This is a genomic window from Micromonospora vulcania (genome assembly GCF_042658605.1).
Lineage (GTDB): Bacteria > Actinomycetota > Actinomycetes > Mycobacteriales > Micromonosporaceae > Micromonospora > Micromonospora vulcania.
This window is the reverse complement of the sequence record NZ_JBHSQS010000004.1, coordinates 232,866-252,814: the sequence shown is the minus strand read 5'-3', so window position 1 is coordinate 252,814 and position 19,949 is coordinate 232,866. Positions and strand designations below refer to the sequence as shown.

The 19,949-nt window shown below is 67.5% G+C and carries 16 protein-coding genes, 1 tRNA gene and 1 pseudogene; 9 read left to right on the top strand and 9 right to left on the bottom strand.

Annotation, left to right across the window (positions count from 1 at the left end):
- The first annotated feature begins 15 nt into the window (after nt 1-15).
- The 4 genes from ACFQGL_RS08140 (at nt 16) to ACFQGL_RS08125 (ending at nt 3,336) form a co-directional block, all read left to right on the top strand.
- Nucleotides 16-1,143, top strand: coding sequence for a helix-turn-helix domain-containing protein (locus tag ACFQGL_RS08140; RefSeq protein WP_377507785.1), 1,128 nt, complete (start codon nt 16-18; stop codon nt 1,141-1,143).
- A complete protein-coding gene (locus ACFQGL_RS08135) occupies nt 1,140-1,718 on the top strand; it encodes an HD domain-containing protein (protein WP_377507782.1) in 579 nt (192 codons plus the stop codon). The genes ACFQGL_RS08140 and ACFQGL_RS08135 overlap by 4 nt, the downstream gene beginning before the upstream one ends.
- Before the next feature lie 302 nt (nt 1,719-2,020).
- Nucleotides 2,021-2,401 (top strand): VOC family protein, encoded by a 381-nt coding sequence (locus tag ACFQGL_RS08130; RefSeq protein ID WP_377507778.1) that lies wholly within the window; start codon nt 2,021-2,023, stop codon nt 2,399-2,401.
- 206 nt (nt 2,402-2,607) lie between these two features.
- Complete coding sequence (locus ACFQGL_RS08125) at nt 2,608-3,336, top strand: hypothetical protein (protein WP_377507775.1); 729 nt, start codon at nt 2,608-2,610, stop codon at nt 3,334-3,336.
- A 426-nt stretch (nt 3,337-3,762) separates the two neighbouring features.
- On the opposite strand, the gene ACFQGL_RS08120 is transcribed toward ACFQGL_RS08125, so the two are convergent.
- The 3 genes from ACFQGL_RS08120 to ACFQGL_RS08110 form a co-directional block, all read right to left on the bottom strand.
- Nucleotides 3,763-4,614: a hypothetical protein gene (locus ACFQGL_RS08120; RefSeq protein ID WP_377507773.1), complete on the bottom strand. Its 852-nt coding sequence runs from the start codon at nt 4,612-4,614 to the stop codon at nt 3,763-3,765.
- Entirely contained in the window at nt 4,608-5,189 is a 582-nt protein-coding gene (locus tag ACFQGL_RS08115) for an RNA polymerase sigma factor (protein WP_377507770.1), read from the bottom strand. Before ACFQGL_RS08115 ends, ACFQGL_RS08120 begins: the two co-directional genes overlap by 7 nt.
- A gap of 2,050 nt (nt 5,190-7,239) precedes the next feature.
- Nucleotides 7,240-8,277 carry an ArsR/SmtB family transcription factor gene (locus ACFQGL_RS08110; RefSeq protein ID WP_377507767.1) on the bottom strand — a complete coding sequence of 346 codons (1,038 nt, stop codon included), beginning with the start codon at nt 8,275-8,277 and terminating at the stop codon, nt 7,240-7,242.
- 68 nt (nt 8,278-8,345) lie between these two features.
- On the opposite strand from ACFQGL_RS08110, the gene ACFQGL_RS08105 reads away from it, so the two are divergent.
- Nucleotides 8,346-9,596: an MFS transporter gene (locus ACFQGL_RS08105; RefSeq protein ID WP_377507764.1), complete on the top strand. Its 1,251-nt coding sequence runs from the start codon at nt 8,346-8,348 to the stop codon at nt 9,594-9,596.
- 1,205 nt (nt 9,597-10,801) lie between these two features.
- Here ACFQGL_RS08105 and ACFQGL_RS08100 read toward each other — a convergent pair.
- Nucleotides 10,802-10,999 (bottom strand): hypothetical protein, encoded by a 198-nt coding sequence (locus ACFQGL_RS08100; RefSeq protein WP_377508413.1) that lies wholly within the window; start codon nt 10,997-10,999, stop codon nt 10,802-10,804.
- Here ACFQGL_RS08100 and ACFQGL_RS08095 point away from each other — a divergent pair.
- Nucleotides 10,928-11,083: pseudogene (locus ACFQGL_RS08095) on the top strand (M23 family metallopeptidase); the annotation flags it as partial. The gene ACFQGL_RS08100 and the pseudogene ACFQGL_RS08095 sit on opposite strands and share 72 nt — an antisense overlap.
- A 28-nt stretch (nt 11,084-11,111) precedes the next feature.
- Here the strand turns inward: ACFQGL_RS08095 and ACFQGL_RS08090 are convergent.
- Together ACFQGL_RS08090 and ACFQGL_RS08085 are read right to left on the bottom strand one after the other, a co-directional pair.
- Nucleotides 11,112-13,307, bottom strand: coding sequence for a GmrSD restriction endonuclease domain-containing protein (locus tag ACFQGL_RS08090; protein ID WP_377507761.1), 2,196 nt, complete (start codon nt 13,305-13,307; stop codon nt 11,112-11,114).
- A gap of 1,272 nt (nt 13,308-14,579) precedes the next feature.
- Nucleotides 14,580-14,969, bottom strand: a complete 390-nt coding sequence (locus ACFQGL_RS08085) for a VOC family protein (protein ID WP_377507759.1) — start codon at nt 14,967-14,969, stop codon at nt 14,580-14,582.
- Nucleotides 14,970-15,058: 89 nt separating this feature from the next.
- On the opposite strand from ACFQGL_RS08085, the gene ACFQGL_RS08080 reads away from it, so the two are divergent.
- Nucleotides 15,059-15,829: a TetR/AcrR family transcriptional regulator gene (locus tag ACFQGL_RS08080; protein WP_377507756.1), complete on the top strand. Its 771-nt coding sequence runs from the start codon at nt 15,059-15,061 to the stop codon at nt 15,827-15,829.
- A 581-nt stretch (nt 15,830-16,410) separates the two neighbouring features.
- Here ACFQGL_RS08080 and ACFQGL_RS08075 read toward each other — a convergent pair.
- A tRNA-Val gene (locus tag ACFQGL_RS08075) sits at nt 16,411-16,482 on the bottom strand.
- A 50-nt stretch (nt 16,483-16,532) separates the two neighbouring features.
- Complete coding sequence (locus ACFQGL_RS08070) at nt 16,533-17,126, bottom strand: TIGR02611 family protein (RefSeq protein ID WP_377508384.1); 594 nt, start codon at nt 17,124-17,126, stop codon at nt 16,533-16,535.
- 294 nt (nt 17,127-17,420) lie between these two features.
- On the opposite strand from ACFQGL_RS08070, the gene ACFQGL_RS08065 reads away from it, so the two are divergent.
- A complete protein-coding gene (locus ACFQGL_RS08065) occupies nt 17,421-17,852 on the top strand; it encodes an SsgA family sporulation/cell division regulator (protein WP_007457244.1) in 432 nt (143 codons plus the stop codon).
- A gap of 115 nt (nt 17,853-17,967) precedes the next feature.
- Here the strand turns inward: ACFQGL_RS08065 and ACFQGL_RS08060 are convergent, their stop codons facing one another.
- Nucleotides 17,968-18,744 carry a glucose 1-dehydrogenase gene (locus ACFQGL_RS08060; RefSeq protein WP_377507753.1) on the bottom strand — a complete coding sequence of 259 codons (777 nt, stop codon included), beginning with the start codon at nt 18,742-18,744 and terminating at the stop codon, nt 17,968-17,970.
- A 209-nt stretch (nt 18,745-18,953) separates the two neighbouring features.
- On the opposite strand from ACFQGL_RS08060, the gene ACFQGL_RS08055 reads away from it, so the two are divergent.
- Entirely contained in the window at nt 18,954-19,949 is a 996-nt protein-coding gene (locus ACFQGL_RS08055; protein ID WP_377507750.1) for a helix-turn-helix transcriptional regulator, read from the top strand.

The window sequence follows — 19,949 nt, the reverse complement described above, 5'->3', positions numbered from 1 at the left end:
ACGTAGGGATGACGCATGAGAGGTCCCGGACGATCAGCACCACATCGCGGCGGGGTGAGCGGCTACCTGTTCAAGCTGATCCGGGAGTCCATCCCGCTCACCCAGGAGCAGCTCGCCGTCGACCTGGACGTCGATCGCGTGACCGTGCAGAGCTGGGAATCCGCGCGCCGGCCATTCACCGCGGTGCCGCTCGGGCAGGCGATCGCCGTCCGACGCCGGCTCGGACGGCTCGGCGCGAACACGCTCCTGCTCGCAGCACTTGACGACGCCGCCGAGGCGGACCTCATCCTCGCCGCCGTCCTCAACGAACATGTGGGCCGCTGCGACCTCGGCGAACAGCCGCTGGGCTGGTCCGTACTCACCCACCGTCTGACCGACTTGATCCTCTGGGCCGTCCTCGGGCAGACGCCGACCTTCGCCAGAGGGCTACCCATTGCGCATCCCCGACGGGGTCCAGTCGCGTCCGGCCCGACCCTGCCCGTCGACGAGCAACGTGCGTTCTTTACTCATCTACACGTGCTCGCCGAGCGTGCCGCAGCCGGACGGCATCGGAACGTGCTGCTGCACCGGCAAGCGTGCTTCCTCGCCGGCATGGACCCCACCAAGACAGCAGCAGGTTGGCTCGCCCAGACCACCGCCCGAGCACGCCGCATGACCACCTTCCGCACCTGGTCACCGCTGTGGCCCGACGCCCGCTCCGTCGTCACGTCCCTCGCTAACCAGGGTGACCTGGAACCGTTACGAGACTTCATCGCTCGCGCGCATCCCGACGACGCCTGCGAGCGAGCGGCTCTCAACTACTCGGCCTACTGGGTGGGCGAGATCCCGTACCGCCACCGCGATGACTGCTTCATGCCCGGAGCGCTCGCTGACTGGCATGGCTCAGTCCTCCTTCGGCACCTGGTCCATCGCCTCGATCCAGGGCATCCCTTCGTCGACCTCAACATCCACAACGTCTGGGCGTTGCTGGCCGCGCGACGCGGCCTCGCTCCCGACAACCCCGCCGCGACTCGGGCACTCCTCGACCGCAGTGTTCCGCTCCTGGACAGTGACCGGATCTCCGCGCAGTCGCGGCAGGAACTAACCTCTATCGTCTACAGCCTGCGGACGGACGGGCTCACCGGCACAGGGACGGGCAGATGACCGACGATCACGACGCCGCCGGAGCGATGAATTTCATCTTCGAGGCCGGCGTCCTCAAACGCGCCTCCCGGACCGGCTGGTGGTTCGCCGGCGTCAAGCAACCCGAGTCCATCGCCGAGCACTCCTTCCGAACGGCGCTCATCGGAATGATGCTCGCCGTCATGGAGGGCGCAGACCCGGCCCGGGTGTCGATGCTCTGCACCCTGCACGACACTCAGGAAACCCGAATCACCGACATCCCACACATCGCCAAGCGCTATCTCACCGCCGTACCCAACATCGCCGTCACCACCGACCAGGTCGCCGCCTGCCCACCGGCCGTCGCCGACGTCATCACCGCCGCAGTCGCCGAATACGAAGCCGGCGAGACACTAGAAGCTGTCGTCGCTCGTGACGCTGACAAGCTGGAGTGCCTCGTCCAAGCCGTCGAGTACCGCCACCAAGGCATCGACAACGTGCAGCGCTGGATCGACAGCTCACGATCCGCGCTCAAGACCGCCAGTGCCCACTGCCTTGCCGACGCCGCCCTCAGCGGACAACCCCTGGCCTGGCTCACTCCCCCGCTGCAGGAGTAAGCGTCTTGGGTCTGCCGATGCCGGACCACAGACATGCCCCAGGCGGCATCAGACGCACACTGGGCTTGACGGATCAACCTCCGTAATTCCCGGGGTCTCGGTCGGGGCTTGAGAGTCATCGCCTACCTCGAACGCACCCGACTCGGGAGCCAGGCCGTGTCTGATGCACTGCGGACCTGGTTGTCGTCCAGCCCCGCTCGCCTCGCCCGGTAGGCTCGCGAGCTTGTTCGCCCTGCAGGGAGCCCCATGATGTCCGCGTGCGGCCGCCCCGGCAGGTCCCATGCTGAGAGTAGGTTTCGTCAGTGGCATGCCGTATCGGTGAGCACGTGCTCACGTGCCGCGGCCCCGAGGTGCTGGCGCGGTTCTGGTGCGAGGTCCTGGACTTCGTACTGCTCGATCGCGAAGAGGGGGTCTACATCGAGATAGGCCCGCGCGAAGGGTTCGGCGGCCCGCAGCCGACGATCTTCCTCATCCGCAACGACGAGCCGAAGAACGGGCATGCCCGGCTGCACATCGACGTCAACCCCACCGACCGCGATCAGGAAGCCGAGCTCGAGCGCCTCCTGGCCGCCGGGGCCAAACTCGTCGACATCGGTCAGCCTGCGGATGCGTCCTGGCACGTCCTCGCCGATCCAGAAGGCAACGAGTTCTGCCTGCTCAAGCGCCGCCTCGACCCACTCTGACGGCCCTTGTCCAAACGATCGACGCAGCCGCCATCCCGCAGCCGCCGCCAAGATGTGGCGACCCCACCAATTGACCCAGCCAGCGGAACCTCGCCGTCCCGTCGCCGTCGACCCGCCCTTGTGGATACGCGGGTATCAAGGCACGCGGAAGCCTCAACGCCGTTGGTCGCGGGGGCGCGTTGCTGACCATGGTTAGGGTCGGAGGCGTGGAGGCCGGTCGGAGAGTTCTTGCCAACGCTGCCGTCGGCATTCCGGCCGCCCTCGTCGTCTTCGGCGGGTCGGCGGTCGGCCTCTTGGTGCTTGCCGAGCATTTTCGCGACAGGTGGCTTGTCGGCCGGTTGTTGGCCATGATCGGGTTCTATCTCGCGTCTGGCGGCGCGCTGCTCGTCACGCTGCTCCTACTCATGGCCGTCTTGCGGCCGAACCTGGCCGCGAAGCTGTTCTTCGTGCCCAACAAAGCGCTCACCCCGAACGTTGTTCGCGACCTGATTGCTAAAAGGGCTGCGCCTGTCACGGTTCCGATCGCGTCGGAGCACGGCGTACTACGGGTCGTTCCGGTCAAGCCCGAGTGGTGGCTCGACCAAGACGCCTATGCCGACGACGCCGCGCCGGTCATCGCCGTCGAGGACATCGAATATCGGTTGCCCGGGTGGGATCCGTACGACGTCGCGGTCCCAGCCGGCACCGTCGACGTCGTGGCCTGGGTGCCTCGTCGCAACGGAAACCCGGGACGACGAGTCCGCAACTCCATCCCAGTACGTGAGGGTCGGGTCGGCGCGTTGGTATTCCGACCTTCATCGATACCGGAACTCCCCGGCACCGTGGAGTCGCTGAACAGCGAGTTGACGGGAACTCTCTCGTTGTTCCGGCTCGTCCTAGCGGCCGCGCTGCTCATCGGGTTTACCTACGCAGCATGGCGGCTAGCCACCGGGTAGGCACAGCCAGCCCCCGGAGGCGCAGTGCGTGCACAATGGCTTCCACCATTTCCATCCGATGCTCCATGGATATCAGGTTCGCATCCGCGACGCCCGCCCCGCCGGGCCTCCACCACAAGCCCGCGTCCCAACCGCTACGGATCGAACGCCGAGTCAGCAGCCGCGCAGCCCTGGTGCCCGCAAGCCGGAAGGGACCCAAGGCAAGCCAGCCCGGAACGCCGGACATGTCCCCGCCATGACCGCTCAAGTGGACCACGACACCACTCTTCGTTGAGCGCGGTCAGGAGCTTGCGCCACGGCTTATCGGCGTCGCACCCTTGGTCGCGGGCATGATCGGCAAACCTTTCGCTGCCACGGTGCGCCAGCGGCACATTGTCTTGACACTGGGGCTCCTCGTGGCGTAATGAACGCTGCCGCTTCGATGCGTCACCGCTTCCACTGCTCGACAGGCAGGCAATGGTCTGTCGGTTTGCCGTAGATCCGCGTGCCGTCCGGGGTGGCATAGCATTGAGCGAGTTGGTCCTCGGCTTGGAACAGTGGGCGTCGGTCGATCTCGGCTCCCCCGGCGTCGTAGCTGACCAGCTCGGGGGCGTCATCGGCCTTGAGTCGGCCCCCGGTCGTCATCAGTCCGAATGCTCCACCGGCGAGGCGCGCTTCCGTCTTGTGACCGTCCCCGTGATCGAGTACCAGTCGCTCGACGCGTTCGCTGACTCGACCGCTGACGTTGACGTCCCCGCCGTCGGCTTCGGTGGAGGTCAGCAGAAGCCTCTGCACCGGACCTGGCAGCCACTCACCGTGTGGCCACCGATCGGTCGCACTCCCCCCGGACGGCTCCCCGTCGCCTGCATCAAACTGCAGGTCACACGTCGAGAAACCAACATCGTTCATGAACAACACAAGCGCACGATCATCACGCTCGATCGCCACCGCGAGGTCAGCCAGCGACAGTGACACGTGCGGGAAACCCTCCTCCAGCCCCGACCCCCGACCCGGCGTGTTCCAGCGCAGGCACTGCTCCGCCGCGTCGCTCAACGTCGGCGACAACTCAGCGGAGCCCATAGCCAGCACCTGGACGCCCGAGCCGTCCGGCCTGTCCCCGAGCACGGCCGCGACGCCCGATACGACGACCAACAACACGGCCGCGACCAGGGCGGTCCTGACCGCTGGCACGCGGGCCGGGCGACGACCCACCACGCGAAGCAGGTGCGCCCGCATCGCGCCCGCGGTCCCCGACGGCAAATCACGCTCCGCAGGCGGATCAAGGAACTCGTTTACCACGTCCCCTCCCGGATCTCCTCAGGCATCAACCCGACCAGGCGACTGCGAGCACGACTCACCCGCGACCGCACCGCCACCTCACTGATCCCCCACACAGCCGCCGCGTCCGAATACGAGACGCCCGACCACAAGCACAACGCCACCGCCTCACGCTCGGCCGGCGACAGCCGCCGCACCACCGCAAGAAGCTCAGTCATCTGCCGCTCGTCGTCCAACCGCCCGGCCACCTCGTCGGCGAAATCGCCGTCAGCGTGTCGCTCCGTCGGCAACCGCCGCAGCAACGCCAGCCACCGGCGCGCCGATCGCCACTCCGAACGCACCGCGTTCGTCGCGACAACCAGCAACCACGGCAACGCCGAACCCTCCACCAGACGGGCCTCACCCCGACGCCTCCAAGCGACAAGGAACGTCGCCTGGGTGACGTCCTCCGCGGTCGACCACGCGCCGCACAGCCGGAACGCGTGGTTGTAGACCACCCGGGAATACCGGTCGAACAACGCGCCGAACGCGAGTTCGTCACCAGCGGTGATCGAAGACCACAACTCCTCGTCCGACGGCCGTTCCTGATGGCTCACACCACACTATGGCCACCACGGGCACCCCTGTTGCAGACAGCGGGGACGGTTCACTGGCAACCGCGGCGTATCCGCGTTCCGACCTCATGTCTGAACGTCCAGCACCAGCGAGGAGGTGACGAGGCAGACACGTTGTGGGCACCCCCGGAAGGGCTCGCCTCCATTCGGCCGAGCCCGTCTCGGAACCTTGACCGGCCCACCCAGGTGCCACAGGGCGGCCAAGACAGCGCCGACCACCTGACTGATCGGGACCTCGTGCGAGGCCAGGCCTCTTCGGAGCCCTCATGACCCTGCCGGCGCTGGCGTGCCGAACAGCGACGTCGGACTCTCGAATCATCGAACTGTCATGTGGCCGCCCTGGACCACCCGCCCGCGGTCGCTGCTCCCAATCTGCTCCCATTTCAAGCAGCACAAACGGCGAAGCCCGTTACCGGCTACTCCGGTAACGGGCTTCTGACCTGCACGGACTAAAGGTGGGCGATGCTGTTATCGAACCTGCGACCTCTTCGGTCTGAAGGAATGATCACGAGGCCATGAGCTGCGCGAGCAGCCGGACTGAACTGGCCGACCGCCGCCGGTTGCCCTCATCCTGGCTGACGCCGTCGGCGCTGCTGCCGCACCGGTTCAGGAAGTGTGCAGCGCCATCAGGACACCCTTGGCGTGTCAGGGCATACGCTGACGACCACTCAGCATGACATTTGATCATTCCGTTCATGTTCCGGATCTTGCTCTGCAGGCCCCCGCGCCGTATAGGACACAGAGGTGCAAGATGTAGCTGAGGAAAGACCGAGGCTAATCGAAAGAAGCCGCCGTAGTCGCCACGGCGGCACGGCGGCACCTTTCGGGCCGGCTCATGCAGCGGCAACGACAGCTCGCCGCATGCAGTTCCCTACTGCACGCTGTATCCGTAATTCATCCGGTACGGGTAAGTGCTATTGCAGTACTTCGTTGACCAAGTGCTACCGTCGCTGGCCCGATCCCTGATGGGCCCCGTCAGGGTCGTCACCCTGCCGTTGTCGTTCCCGCACTTGATCCATACCCAGTACTGACCGTATCCAGCAGTGCACGTCGCATAAGCCCCATTCCCACCGTTCGTGCCGGCGTGGCAGCCGCTCGGCACGGCGAAAGCCGGTACCGGCGAGAGCCCCACCGCAGCGATGGCCGTGGCTAGCCCGAGGGCAATCTTCCCCGTTAATTTGATCATGCCTGCGAGGGTAGCGCAGGAGACCAATCACCACAATAGACAACCGTTGTTGGGGAAACGCCGTGTTCAGCGGCAATACCGTTGCATCCTCTCCGAATAGGTCCACGACTACATCCGCGAACAGGTCAAACGCCAAGAGGCCGCCCGATGCCCGCACGTGCGGCGCTCCACCCCATCCCGTGTGCCATCGACCCGCCCTCTTCGGGAGCGGGCCGCCGCCCGACCCGCCACGTCAAGACGGCCTTGACGCACGGTCGGTCGCTGGCGGGTCGGGCGGTGGTCTGCCCGGCTTGCCGGGTCAATGGCACACGGCAGGGCCTACCGCACCCACCCACGACCGCGACCCGCCAGCGCAGGCCCGTTCATCCTGGAGCCGGAGCGCCCGCGCCGGAGGCGCGCCCTAACCGCAGCCCCGCGCACGCCGCCAGCTCGCCGACGCGACCGGCGTGCGCTCGCCTACGCCGCGCGGCATGCCGGCCGCGCGGCCCGGCCGGCTGCCGGCCCCATACATCACGAGGCAAATAGTCTGTCGTGCGGCGGCGGTTCATCGGGCTTTCTGCTCTCCTCAACGTTAGCCATCTATTAGTTCGATCAGCAAGGTCCCACCTCCAGCACCGCTTAATGATGGGGTGGAGCAACACTTAACAGGTTGGCCAGTTCAAACACAGCGTTAGGTCGCCGCGAACGGAGGCCGGGTGAAAAGGACCCACGGGGAGCGGGTTGCGCGAACGTGTGCGCCTCGGGCGACCTCGGCGAACCCGGATCGACCCGCACCGTCGTACGTGGATCAAACCGGATCCACCGTACCCAGTTGCTCACCGCGAGTGATCTATTGGTCGGGCGGCGTCAGTCACGAACCTCGGTCAGCAGCATGTCGCTCGCGTCGGTCCTGAAGTACAGCACCAGCCGGCCGCTGCGCGACGCGTCCACCAGGCCGGCCGACCGCAGCAGGCCCAGGTGTTGCGAGACGGCTCCCGGCGTCAGTCCGGTGCGGTAGGCCAGTTCCGTGGTGGAGGCTGGTGCGTCCAGTTCCAGCAGCAGCCGGGTGCGCGAGCGCCCGATCACCCGTTCCAGCGCTGGGGCGGCCGCGGTGGTCGGCTTCTCCCACAGTGTCGCCACGCCGCGGGCGGGGTAGGTCAGGGTCGGTTGCCAGGGTGGCATCGTGCTGGAGAAGACGGTCGGCCAGACGAACGCCGACGGGACGAGCAGCAGGCCCTCGCCGTCCAGTTGGCGGTGACCGACGAAGCGTGGATGGACGATCGTGAGCTGGTCGTCCTGCCAGCTCACGGATGGCGCCAGGTCGGCGAAGAGGCTCGTGGGTCCGCCGTCGGCCAGGCGGCGGGCGCGGTGCACCACGTCAGCTTCCAGAAGGCTACGCAGCCGCGGCCAGTACTCGCTGACGGCCAGCCTCCAGTAGTCGTTCATCTGCCGGGCGAGGCGATCCAGCCCCGCCGCCGGGTCGGTCCACATGGCGTGCAGCTCAGCATCGTCAATGCGCGCCTGGGCGTCGTCCCACCCGGCGGGTGCGCTCCGCCGCGCCGGGTCCCGCAGTGTCGCCAACCGGTCCAGGTCCGTGCGCACCCGTTGCAGTGCGATGCGGCGGAGATCCGCCAGCTCGGTCTGCAGATCGGGTACCGGCGTCGTCGGGGGTGGTGTGACGAAGTCGGGGATGTACCAGCTCGGCACCGGCACCAGGGCGAACAGCAGGTCGAAGGCGCCCGCTGCCGCGGCCACCCGGGGTGCCACCTGTTTGACCCACGGCACGTGCAGGGCGTGCGCCGCTGGATCCTTGAGCACACGGACGCTGGCGACGATCTCCTGCATCGGTGAGAACGCGAACCGCATCACCGCGAGGTCGTACGTCGAGAACCCGATGGTGAGCATCGCCCTCCTGGGATTTAGCCTGGTCTAAATCTATCGAGCTGGTCGCGCTGTCGCACCATGCTCTCCGCATGGCGAATCGAGACTTCGAACTGCTCTTCGCGAGCACGGCGGTGAGTCGAGTCGGCAGTGAGATCAGCTACATCGCCTTCCCCTTGGCGGCGATCGTGGCCCTGCAGGCCGGCCCGGAGCAGGTGGGCCTGCTGAACGCCGCCACCACGGCGGCGTTCCTGTTGATCGGCCTGCCGGCCGGTGTGTGGGTCGACCGGCTGCGTCGGCGTCCCGTTCTGCTCGCCGCCGACCTCGTTCGGTTCCTGCTTCTGGCCTGGGTGCCGCTGGCGTGCTGGTGGGGAGTCCTCACGATGACCCAACTGCTCGTTGTCGCCTTCCTGGTGGGCACGGGCCGGGTCTTCTCGGACGTGGCGGCGCAGAGTTATCTGCCGGCGGTAGTCGGACGCGAGCACCTGGTGGCCGGTAACGCCCGCCTCGCCGGCACCGAGGCGGTCTCCCGGATCGTCGGTCGAGGGGCCGGCGGCGCGCTCGTCCAGGCACTGACGGCGCCGGTGGCTATTGCCGTCGACGCGGTCACGTACCTGTGGTCGTTTCTCTGCCTGTGCCTGATCCGCCGCCCGGAGCCGGCACCTGCCGTACCCGACGGGGCCCGGCATTTGTGGCGGGAAATCGATGAGGGCCTGCGTTACGTCGCCGGACAGCCCGCCCTGCGTGCCGTCGCCGCATCGGGGGCTCTGGTGAACCTGGCCTCCACGGTCATCGTCGTCATCGTCCCGCTGCTGATCGTCCGGGAGCTGCGGTTGCCGGAGGGACTGGTCGGTGTCTTTTTCGCCATGGGCGGGGTGGGCGCGGTCCTGGGCACGATGGCCGCCCGGCGGCTCGCGCTGCGCTTCGGCTACGGGCGGACCCTGATAGCCGCCGCGACGAGCGTGGCGCCCATCTATCTGCTGCTGCCCTTCGCCGACCAGGGCGTCTGGCTGTGGGCCGCCGCCGTGGCCTACCTGTTGATGATGGCGAAGGCGTCGATCGACAACGTACTGCTGGTCAGCTTCCGGCAGACCATCACCCCGGACCGAATGCTGAGCCGGATGAACGCCACCATGCGTTTCGTGCTTTCCGGGGCGCTGCCGATCGGTTCGGTGCTGGCCGGTTTCGTCGGGGAGTACGTGTCGCTGCGCGCCGCGCTCTGGTGCGGCACCGTCGGCATGGCCGTCGCCTGGGTTCCGATCTTTCTATCGCCGCTGCGCACGATGGTGGTGCTGGCGGTCGACCCGGCAGAGCCGGCACCGGTTGCTGCCGCGCCACGGTGAAGCGGCCCCGCATGGCGGCTTCAACCAGGTGATCGCGGCCGGAGACCGCCGTACGAACCTGCCGAGCAGGTTAGCCCCGGGGCTGGTTGTCGTCGTCTGAGAAAGACTGACGCGGTCGGCCGGGGGCTCAACTACGCTGCGGCTTGGAAAGAAGCACGGTTCAGGAAACCGATGCCTTGGCCCTGAGCGCAGGAAGATCATCATTCGCGAGCACAGGCCGACCAATCAGAGTGCACGCACTACCAACCCCGGCTGCGGACCCACGACTCGGCTTGGAATGCCAGCGGGTCATTCGATATTGGGCCAACGCCGGAGCAAACGACCAGCTTTGTGCCCGAATTGAGGTGCGGTGTCGCTGGGCCAGCGGGTGCTCCGCTCGTTAGCGGCCGAAACGCAAGCGGTGCGCGCTGCAGTCGATCTCAGCGCGCACCGTGGGGCAATAGTTTGTGTCCGAGGGGCGACACGACCCATTGCCCCACCGCCGATGACGCTCAGCGCAACTCTGAAGCTCACGCAAATCTAGCTGCGCTGGTGACCTCTTCGGCGGAGCCGAAGAGGTCACCGTTCAGGAAGCTCTGCTCAGAGGTTCGCCAGCGGGATCTGGGTCTCAGCTCGCGGGATCCGTACCGACACCACCGCGACGACAGCCAGAGCGGTGCATCGATGCGGGCTGGCCTCGTGATTGGCGCCGGCAGGCCCCAGTTCAACAGCCGGCACCAGCCAATCGGGAGGCTGGAGGCTTGACGTCTTCGGTATCCACTGGGAGGTCACACCGCACCGATCGACCGCATCACTGCAGGTCAAAGCCCTCGTCTCTGTCCGGCGTCGGTGAGCACTTCGGACGCGGTGACCACTTCGCCAACCTGCACCCCAATCTGCTCCCAGTTGCAAGGCCAGGCCAGCCAACGACTCCTTACCGCCTTGACCTGCGCACACCCCCTGCCAGGCAACATAGAGCGTTATCGACCGATACGCAGAACCGCGGAGCACTCCGCGGTGAAACAGGACGCCGCACCGACTCTGACCTGCGGAAATGGAAACCTGCTGGTAGGGGTGGGTGCAGTTGAGTGTTGTTCGGCGCGGTTGGGTGCCGTTCGGAGCCGTTCAGGGCACGCTGCTGCTCCCAATCTGCTCCCCCGACCGGAGCTGGCACGGGGCTGCTGGCGGTCGGCCACGGCCATCCTCGTCCAGCACGGCCGTGGATCCTACAGCAGGCCCGGAACCTGCTCGTGGACCTGGGCGGCCGGGCTGACCGGTTCAAGGTGTTGATCCGCGACCGGACCGGACAGTTCACCACCCCCTTCGACGCGGACGCCGAGATTCTCCTCATCCGCCCGCTCGTGAACGTCGGCCAGCAGGTCGTTGCCGGGCAGGTCATCGGCTGCGTGGGGTCTTCCGGCCACAGCAGCGGACCGCATCTGCACTTCGAGGTGGACCTCGACGGAGACCGCAGCGAAGGCGGAGCCGTCGACCCGGTGCTGTACCTCGCCGTACGCGAATTGATCTTGCCTGACGTCAGATCGGGTGGCTACCCGCCAATGCAGCGTCCCGAAGCTCGCGAAGAGACACTCGCGCACCGTCGGGCCGACTCACCTGCCAAAACTTCATGCCTTCGCAGCGGCGTCCCTTGACCGCTCGGCCTGCGTCATCGGCCTTGCGGAAGACCTCACCGGTAGAGAGGCGGATCGCTCCGTCGGCCTCGATGGTCGCCGTGACCTCGGCGTTCCCAACGACGGCGGTGAGAACCGTGCCTGCGGACAGAACGCCGTCTCGCAGCATGCGTTGCACGTCCGTCAGCCGTCCGGCGGGCTTCCTCGGCGCTGGGACGACCGCCGCCGGGGTGACCGTGTCGGGAGCGGCATCGGCTGCCGGTGCCTCGACGGAGAAGCCAAGCCGATCAAGTCTCCAGACGGCCGCGCAGAGGCGTCGGTAGAGCTCTTCGCGGACGGTGACGGCGGCGCGCAGCCCGCCCGAGCCCAACGGGCGCAGGTGACCCTGCAGGTCGTGCAGCTGGATGAAGGTCCGCATTGGCTTGTTGTTCTGCTGGAACATCGGGTGCAGGCAGCGAAGGAGAAGGTTTTCACTGCGGTACACCTCGATCTTGCGTTCGATCGGGGTGTCCTGGAGGCTCGCGTTGACGCTGGCTTTGAGCAGGCCCAGGACGCCGATGCGATTGCGCAAGAGGCGAAATTCGATCGGGTCGGGTACCTCGGGATGCCGTTCGGGTCGATTCGGGAAGATGTGTTCGATCTGCCACCGCCGGTCCGACGCCAGGTAGTCGTCGGTGAGGTCGCGCTCCCCCCAGCCGGTCTGGGCGAAGGCGGTAAGGCGCGCGAGCAGGTACTTGACCTGTGCGGAGTTGTTGCCCCGCAGCCCGAACGACGTGACGGGGTGAAAACTCTGGTCGTCGGGCAGTTCGTGGACGAGGAACGACGCCACGTCGGCCGGCCGCTCGCACTTGCGAAGCTGCGGGATGAGCCTGGGCATGAGTTCGTCGAGGTCCCGGTCGAGGGCCGACTCGTCCGTGAGTACCCGGACGACATACCAGCGGTCGATGAAGTTGGCGACGAGGCGCGCCTTTTCCTTGGCGACGGTCAGCGTGTCGCCGGGGCGTATCGCGGCCAGGACGAACGCCATCTGGTTCGACAGTCCGTTGATGCTGTTGAAGTAGAGCGCTTCGAGACCGTGGTCGCGGTCGAGCTGGTGGGTGGCGGACTGGAAGGTGCGGTAGGTGCTGGCCAGGCGGATGAGGCGTTCGACGAATCCGAAGAACTGGTGTGGACCTCGCAGGGCCAGGTGGTCCTCGGCGTTGCGTTTAACCCACAAGTGCAGTGACGAGTTGATGTCCTCGACGTCGGTGAAGCCTTCGTCCAGGCGGCCGTGATGGGCCACCAGTGCGGCCTTCAGGAAGCGGCTCGGCGCACCCGGGTCGTCGCGAGCGGGGGTCAGCTCGGCGAGCATCTTGCGCCACTGGAGGTTCAGTTCCTCCTCGTCGTGGCCGACCCGAGAGAGCAGATAGCTCTTGAGGAGGTCGACCGGGGTGAGCCGGGCGCCGCGGTCGTTCATCGACTCGAAGATCTTGAAGCCGCTGTCCCGGCTCGGCGCCTCGATGCCGACCAGGAGGACCCGGTTCAGGATCCAGTCGACGAAGCTGGGAACGTCCTCGGCCTCAATCCGCGCTTCGAGCAGCTCACGCAACTCCTCGCTGCGGGTGCACAGATTGCGTAGTGAGAGCGACGAAGCCAGCGGCGGCTCGTAATCGCGTCCGTCATAGAGCGCCTGCAGTGCGTCGCGGCGCTCGGCGATGTTGATGCGGAAGCGCCAGCCGCCGACGTGCGGTTCGCGGATGACACGGACCAGCTTGTCGACCGCGTTGCGGTTCCCGAGTGCGAGTGCCTGCCGGTAGAGGTGCATGAAGATCAGGTGCAGTGTGGTGAAGCGCTGCTGACCGTCGACAAGAAACCGAAGCCCGCGGCGCTGTTCGTAATAGACGAACGGGCCCAGGAAGTAGGGGTCGGCGCGATGTATGCCGCGCCTTGTCCGGGGGTCCGCTTTGGCCTCTTCGAACTGCGCACATAGGTCGTTGACCAGCGTGCGAATGTCTTCGTGGGTCCAGGCGTACTCACGCTGGTAGTAGTCGATGTCGTAGGTCGCACGATCGAACAAGTCCTGCAACGTGAAGGTCTGTCCGTTGATCGTCGCCCCAGACATCGATCACGTCCCCTCTGTGCGCCTCACGGGAAGACAGGGTACACGTGAACCGCACTCACTGTTACGTATCACGTGCTGTCCGCCTTGGCGGACCCCGGCGAGCGGCTTTGCGCGCGCCACACGATCAGGGATATTCGATGACCTCCGCGCCACTCGCGAGCCGCAAAAGCCACTGATGCTGACGCCTTCGGGATCGCCGAAGAAATCGCCGAGCAGAAAGCCCTGGTGAGGAGGTTGCCCGTGGGATTCGAGTCTCAGCTGCCGGAATCCCGACCGATCCCGCCACGGCGGAGTTAGAGCCGCACGTCGATTGAGGACGGCCCCGGTGGCTGGCGTCACCGGCCCAGGGCGACACGCTGCGGCAGACAGGCGGGGAGCGCGGCCAACGCTGACCACTTCGGTTTTCCCTGGGAGGTCACGCCGGGCCGACGCCTGTAACGCCGCAGGTCAGCCTTCTCCGTTCCGTCCAGTCCCGGTGAGCTCTTCGGTCGCGGTGACCTCTTCGCCAACCTGCACCCAATCTGCTCCCAGCTGCAAGGCCAGGCCAACCAAAGGCTCCTTACCGCCTTGGCCTGCGCACACTCCCCCACCAGGCGACATAAAGCGTGGTCGATGGTGTCGCAAAACCGCAGAGCAGTCCGGTGTGAAACAGGACGCTGCACCGACTCTGACCTGCGGAGATGAGAAACCGTAGGCAGGGGTGGGTGCAGTTGCGGGCCGTCGGGTGCAGTTCAGTGCAGTTGAAGGCCGTTTAGTACACCCTATTGCTCCCCACCTGCTCCCTGATCCTCGGCTCGTAACTGGGCTGCGGCGGTCGACCGTCGGTGGATAGCCCCACAGGTCGTTCCTCGCCAGATCACGGACGCTGGCCTGAGGTATGGCCATCGGAGCGGCCACCTCCCCGCAGCTTCGGCCATGGCTGACGGCAGCGCCCCACCGGAATGGGAGCAGGAACAACCGGGCGAGGTATACGAACTTCCCCTACCAGGGCTTGGACGCACTAACCTCGGAGGCCGGCCTGCCCAACGTGCGGCGCCGGTACCGCACGTCACTGATCCAGGGATGGCAGCACCGTTCGAGCCGGGCCAGGCTCCGGGGAGCCCGCTCATCGTGAGCGGGCTCCCGAACGGCTCAACCAAAGCCCACCAGTTCAGCCGCAGTCGCACGGATCGCGGCATGAGCGTGCATTCCAGGGGCGGCGAAACCATTCCGGCGAGAGTTTCTCTGGTGGGGCGGCTGGTGCGGCTGGGCTGCCGCCGCACCAGCAATCAGTCAGTCGCCGGTAGGGGCGTTCCAGTCGACGAGTTGGATGATGACGCCGTTGGGGTCTCTTACCTGGAAGGCGCGCTCTCCCCACTCCTCGACGGTCAGCGGCATGGTGATGGGGACGCCCTCGGCCTGCAGACGGGCCAGCTCACCTTCGAGGTCGTCGACGACGAAGGCGAGGATCAGTCCGGTGGCGTGGTCGTTGCGCTGGTCCTCCGGCAGCGACTTCAAGCCCCGCCGTAGGAAGATGACGTTCATCCCGGCGTCGTCACGGGCAAGGGAGGCGAAGCCGTCAGCAGCCATCTCCTCTCGGAACCCGAAGTGGGTGGTCAGGAACTTGCTGGACGCGGCGGCGTCTTCGACGTTGAGCGACACGGCCGATGAGGTGATCTTCACGAGGCCTCCGGGTCGAGGTTGGCGCTAGCGTTAAACTTCGTACACCGTACAGTGTACGTCGTACGAAACGATGCCGGAGGGACGGTCCTATGGGGAACGACGGGAGCAGCAGCGGTGGTCCGGCACGGACTCTGGAGCTTCTGTGGCGCGATCCCAGCACGAGGGGCCACCAGCGAGGCCCCCGTCAGGGCCTCACCGTGGATCGGGTTGTCGCGGCGGCCATCGAGGTGGCAGACGCGGAAGGTGTGCAGGCTGTGACGATGCGCCGGGTCGCCCAAGCGCTCGGTGTCGCGCCAATGTCGCTTTACACCTACGTTCCAGGCAAGGCCGAGTTACTCGACCTGATGCTCGACACGGTCTACGCCCAGATGGCGCGTACGGACCTGTCCAACAAGCCGTGGCGGATACGGGTCGAAGCGGTCGCTCAAGAAAACCGCGACTTGTACGAGCGGCACCCTTGGGCGGCGACGATCTCCACCAGCCGCCCGCCGCTGGGACCTGGCCTCATGGCCAAGTACGAGCACGAACTGACGGCCTTCGCGGGTCTCGGGCTCGACGACGTCGAAATGGACGCGGCCTTGACATACCTGCTGAGCTTCGTCCAAGCCTCCGCACGCTCGGCCGCGGAAGCCGCCGCCATCCAGCGAGACAGCGCCATGAGTGATGAGCAGTGGTGGGCCGTGAACGCACCCTTCCTGGCGCACGTCTTCGACGAGACCAAGTACCCGACCGCCACGCGAGTCGGCGCCGCCGCAGGCGCGGCTCACCGTGGCGCCTACAGCCCTACCCATGCCTACGAATTCGGACTTCAACGCGTCCTCGATGGCCTCGGCGTCCTCATTGAAGGCGGCAGCAAGTAGCCCCAGCCCGCGGCGTTCCGCCGTCCGTTCGGGGACTGAACGGGAAACTCCGATGCACGCTCATCGACATGTGCGGACACCCTCCTGCTGCCGCCGAGAGGCGCCTGGCTTAATCTCGCCCACAACGCCGCCGGCGACCTCGATCTCGCAATCAGCACGGCCCAGATCGCTCTCAGCCGTCTACCCGCCGTCAGCTCCGTCCGCAGCGTCGCACTTCTACGCCGGCTTCACGATGACCTCGCCCCCGTCGGCGCGCGCTCTCCTGAGGTGCGTGACCTCCTCAGCGAGCTACGCACACTGCCAGAGCCGCTACGGCGAGGGTCGAGTTGAGCGGCTGGGGAATGCCTGCGGCGCCGGCCAATGGAAAGCAGAACGACATGGCGTCAATCGCCCGCATCGGCGTCCTCATTGGGTGGTTCTACCTGTTGATCCATGGACGGTGCAAGGCGACGGTCGTTGATTGGCAGCTGATCATGACCGTTGCCGCTGCTCCCAATCTGCTCCCAATGTAAGCCGCACATGCAGCGAAGCCCGTTACCGGCTACTCCGGTAACGGGCTTCTGACCTGCGCAAACCAAGGGTGGGCGATGCTGGTATCGAACCAGCGACCTCTTCGGTGTGAACGAAGCGCTCTCCCACTGAGCTAATCGCCCTCAGCGCCGGTAACTCTACCCGACCCTGGAGCCAGACCGGAAATCCGGGGTCAGTGCGTCGCGAGGTACTGCATCACCTTGGCGACCAGGTCGATGCCGAGGCTGTATTTGAGTGACAGCCAGACCACCACGGCCACGAACACCAGGCCAACGGACCCGAGCACGACTCGCACCGCTAGTGACCGACGTCTCACCCACTGTGTCCAGCCGTGGACGTGGCGGCGGGTGAAGGCGAGCAGCCTGCGCGCCCAGTGGAACTCGACGGCCCAGATGCCGAGCCCGGCGATCACCAGCAGCCAACCCGGGCCCGGCAGCGGAATGAGGGCGATGCCGATGGTCACCACCAGAGCCCCGGCGATGGCAATGAAGATCTTCAGTGCGATCCGGCCGGTGGGGTTGGCCCGGATCAGATCGAGGGTGGTGGAGATCCGCTCTCGCCAACGGGGTCGCCGCGGCGGCTCCGCCACCGCTACCGGGCCACCGGCCCGGCCCGTGCCACCACCCGTCGGCGCAGCACCGGAGCGGCCGGCGTCGGACGCCGGCCGGCCAAGCCGCTCGGGCTGCTCCATCGGCACCTCGTACCCCCGCTGTTCGGCTGCTCGGGCCCCGATATTCGGCGGTCCGGACGCGGCCACCGGATCCACTGAGGATCGGTTCGTGACCATTTCACCCCCCAGTGTCGCCCGGGCCCGTCACTGCAACGGCCGACTGGACGTTACCGGAGTAAGTCGACGACTGAACCACCCGATGCCGGGCGGGATCACGCACTGGGCAGAACCGGAAATCCTACATGAATCCTCAGATTCACGCGGCCTTTCCGACCCCCTTCCCACCACTGGGTGAAGTCAGCGTATGGCGGAGCGTAGCCAGGAGTAGCACCTGAGTATGGGAAAAGCGGGACACGCGCGTTCCGCAGCGGTGCCGGGGGGAGAACGTCCATGAGTGTCATTCGACCGACGACCGTAGAGGTCGAGACGTCGCTAAGGCTCGTCGCACCTGACGCCACCGCCTTGCCGGTGCGTGCCAGTCTGCGTTACGACCCTGCTGATCCGTATGCGGTCCATGTCCTGTTCCATGCCGAATCGGCCGGTGGCGAGGCGGTGAGCTGGTCCTTTGCCCGCGAACTGCTGGTGACCGGCCTGGACGAGCCGGCCGGCATCGGAGACGTGCGGGTCTGGCCCTGGGCCACCCCGCGCGGCGACTTCGTCGCGCTGGCCCTCTCGTCACCGGACGGCAACGCCCTCTTCGAGGTGCCGCGCAGCGTTCTGGTGCGTTTCCTTCGACGGACCTACGTCGTCGTCCCGCGCGGCCGGGAGGCCGAGCACCTGGACGTCGACACGGCGGTGAACCGGCTGCTCGCCGGTCGCTGACCACCGCCCGATCGGGCAACACCGGCCATCCCCGGGCCGCGCGGATCTGCCGAGTCCGCGCGGCCCTGGCACACCTGGGGGTACGCGGACCCGCCCGACCCCGGGCGGCCGGTGCTCAGCCGTGCGTGGTGATGCCGCCGTCGACCGGGATGACCGCGCCGGTGAGGTAGGCGCCGGCCCGCGAGGAGAGATAGATGGCCGTGCCGGCCATGTCCTCGGGACGCCCGATCCGGCCCAGCGGGACCTGCTGCTCGATGGTGGCCCGGCTCGTCGGGTCGTCCAGCGCGAACGCCATCATCTTGCTCTCGAACGGCCCGGGCGCGATCGCGTTGACAGTGGTGTTCTCGCCGGCCAGTTGGTGGGCGAGACTGCGGGTGAGCATGTGCACGGCCGCCTTGGTGGCCGAGTACGCGTACACCTCCATCCACGGCACGCGGACGCCGTCGATCGACCCGATGTTGATCACGCGGGCCGGGTCCTCCGCGGTGGCGGCGGCGCGCAGCGCCGGCAGCAGCGCGGTGGTCAGCCGGAAGACGGCCTTGACGTTGACCGCCCAGAGCTTGTCGAACGCGGCCTCCGGGTAGTTCTCCAGCGGCGCTCCCCAGGTCGCGCCGGCGTTGTTGACCAGCACGTCGAGGCGGGGGAAACGCTCCCGGACGGCGGTGGCCAGCTCCTCGGCGCCGGCGTCGGTGCCCAGGTCGGCCGGGATGGCCTCGCAGCGGCCCTCGGCGGAGAGTTCCTTGGCGACGGCCTCGCAGACATCCGCCTTGCGGGACGAGATGATCACGCGTGCGCCGGCCCGGACGAAGCCCTGGGCGATCATCAGACCGATCCCCCGCGACCCGCCGGTGACCAGGACCGTCTTGCCTTCGACCGAGAACAGCTGCGTCATGCCCATCCCATCGCGAGTCGGCAGGGTCCCGCCGGTTCGGCGGGCGGCCGGCGAGGCCCGGGCGGACCACGGCCCGGACGGCGCAACCGATCGGTAACTTAGCCCGGCCGCCGGGATCCCGACAACCCGTGGCGTCCCACGGGACACGGCCCGACGGACACCGTCGATCGGGATGCGGTGACCTGCGGTTCGGGCTACCGTCGCAGGCGATGGTCTCCACCGGCCCCCTCCCCGCGGCAACGATCGGCACGGCGCCACCCGTACCCGACGAGATTGCCACGTTCGCGCTGGCCGACCTGGCCCACGACCCGGGCTGGCACCGACCGGTGTTCGTCGAGCGGGAGCTGCTGATCCTCACCACGCGCGGGCACGGCGACGCCGAGTTGGACTTCCACCTGCTGCCCTGTCGCCCCGGCACGTTGCTGCGGGTGCGCGCCGGTCAGGTGTTGCGCTGCTTCGGTCCACAGTTCGACGCCACCGTGGTCGGCTGGGCCCCCGAGGCGACGAACGGCCTCGACGTCGACCCGGACGCGACGCCGACCTGGCGGCAGTTGGCCGGCGAGGACGAGGACGCCGTGATCAGCGAGGTGAGCCAGTTGGCGGTGGACTGCCACCGGCATGGCGGCGAACCGGCGGCCCGGCCCCTGCTCCGCCACCAGCTCGCGGTGCTGCTGCTGCGGCTGGCCCTGCCCGGCCCCACGGACCAGCCGGCGTTCCGGCCCGAGGTGGAGACGTTCCAGCGGTACCTGCGCGAGGTGGAGCACGGCTACCAGCACACCCGCCGCGTGGAGGACTACGCCGCCGGGCTCGCCTGTTCGGTACGGACCCTGACCCGGGCCTGTCTGGCCGTCACCGGGCGCAGCGCCAAGCAGATCATCGACGAGCGGGTCGCGTTGCAGGCCGGTCGGCTGCTCGCCGCGACCGACGAGCCGATCGCGCGGATCGGCCGGGGGCTCGGCTTCTCCGAGCCCACCAACTTCGGCCGGTTCTTCACCCGGGAGGTCGGGGTCAGCCCCGGGGCCTTCCGCGCCGCCCGGGACCAGCCGGCGGCCGGTCGGGTGGTCCGGCCCCGGACGCCGGCCGAGCCGGCGAGCGCCAACGTCGGGCGTTTCCGCACGGGCAGCCCGGGCGAACCGGGCAACGGCGGTCATGCCGCTCGCCCCGGCACGCCCACCGGACCGGGCGGCGGCACCGGCCGGGCATGA

Coding starts and splice junctions, on each gene's coding strand:
- ACFQGL_RS08140 (WP_377507785.1), top strand. CDS start 16: ATGAGAGGTCCCGGACGATCAGCACCACATCGCGGCGGGGTGAGCGGC.
- ACFQGL_RS08135 (WP_377507782.1), top strand. CDS start 1,140: ATGACCGACGATCACGACGCCGCCGGAGCGATGAATTTCATCTTCGAG.
- ACFQGL_RS08110 (WP_377507767.1), bottom strand. CDS start 8,277: ATGCTCACCATCGGGTTCTCGACGTACGACCTCGCGGTGATGCGGTTC.
- ACFQGL_RS08105 (WP_377507764.1), top strand. CDS start 8,346: ATGGCGAATCGAGACTTCGAACTGCTCTTCGCGAGCACGGCGGTGAGT.
- ACFQGL_RS08090 (WP_377507761.1), bottom strand. CDS start 13,307: ATGTCTGGGGCGACGATCAACGGACAGACCTTCACGTTGCAGGACTTG.
- ACFQGL_RS08080 (WP_377507756.1), top strand. CDS start 15,059: ATGGGGAACGACGGGAGCAGCAGCGGTGGTCCGGCACGGACTCTGGAG.
- ACFQGL_RS08065 (WP_007457244.1), top strand. CDS start 17,421: ATGAGTGTCATTCGACCGACGACCGTAGAGGTCGAGACGTCGCTAAGG.
- ACFQGL_RS08060 (WP_377507753.1), bottom strand. CDS start 18,744: ATGACGCAGCTGTTCTCGGTCGAAGGCAAGACGGTCCTGGTCACCGGC.
- ACFQGL_RS08055 (WP_377507750.1), top strand. CDS start 18,954: ATGGTCTCCACCGGCCCCCTCCCCGCGGCAACGATCGGCACGGCGCCA.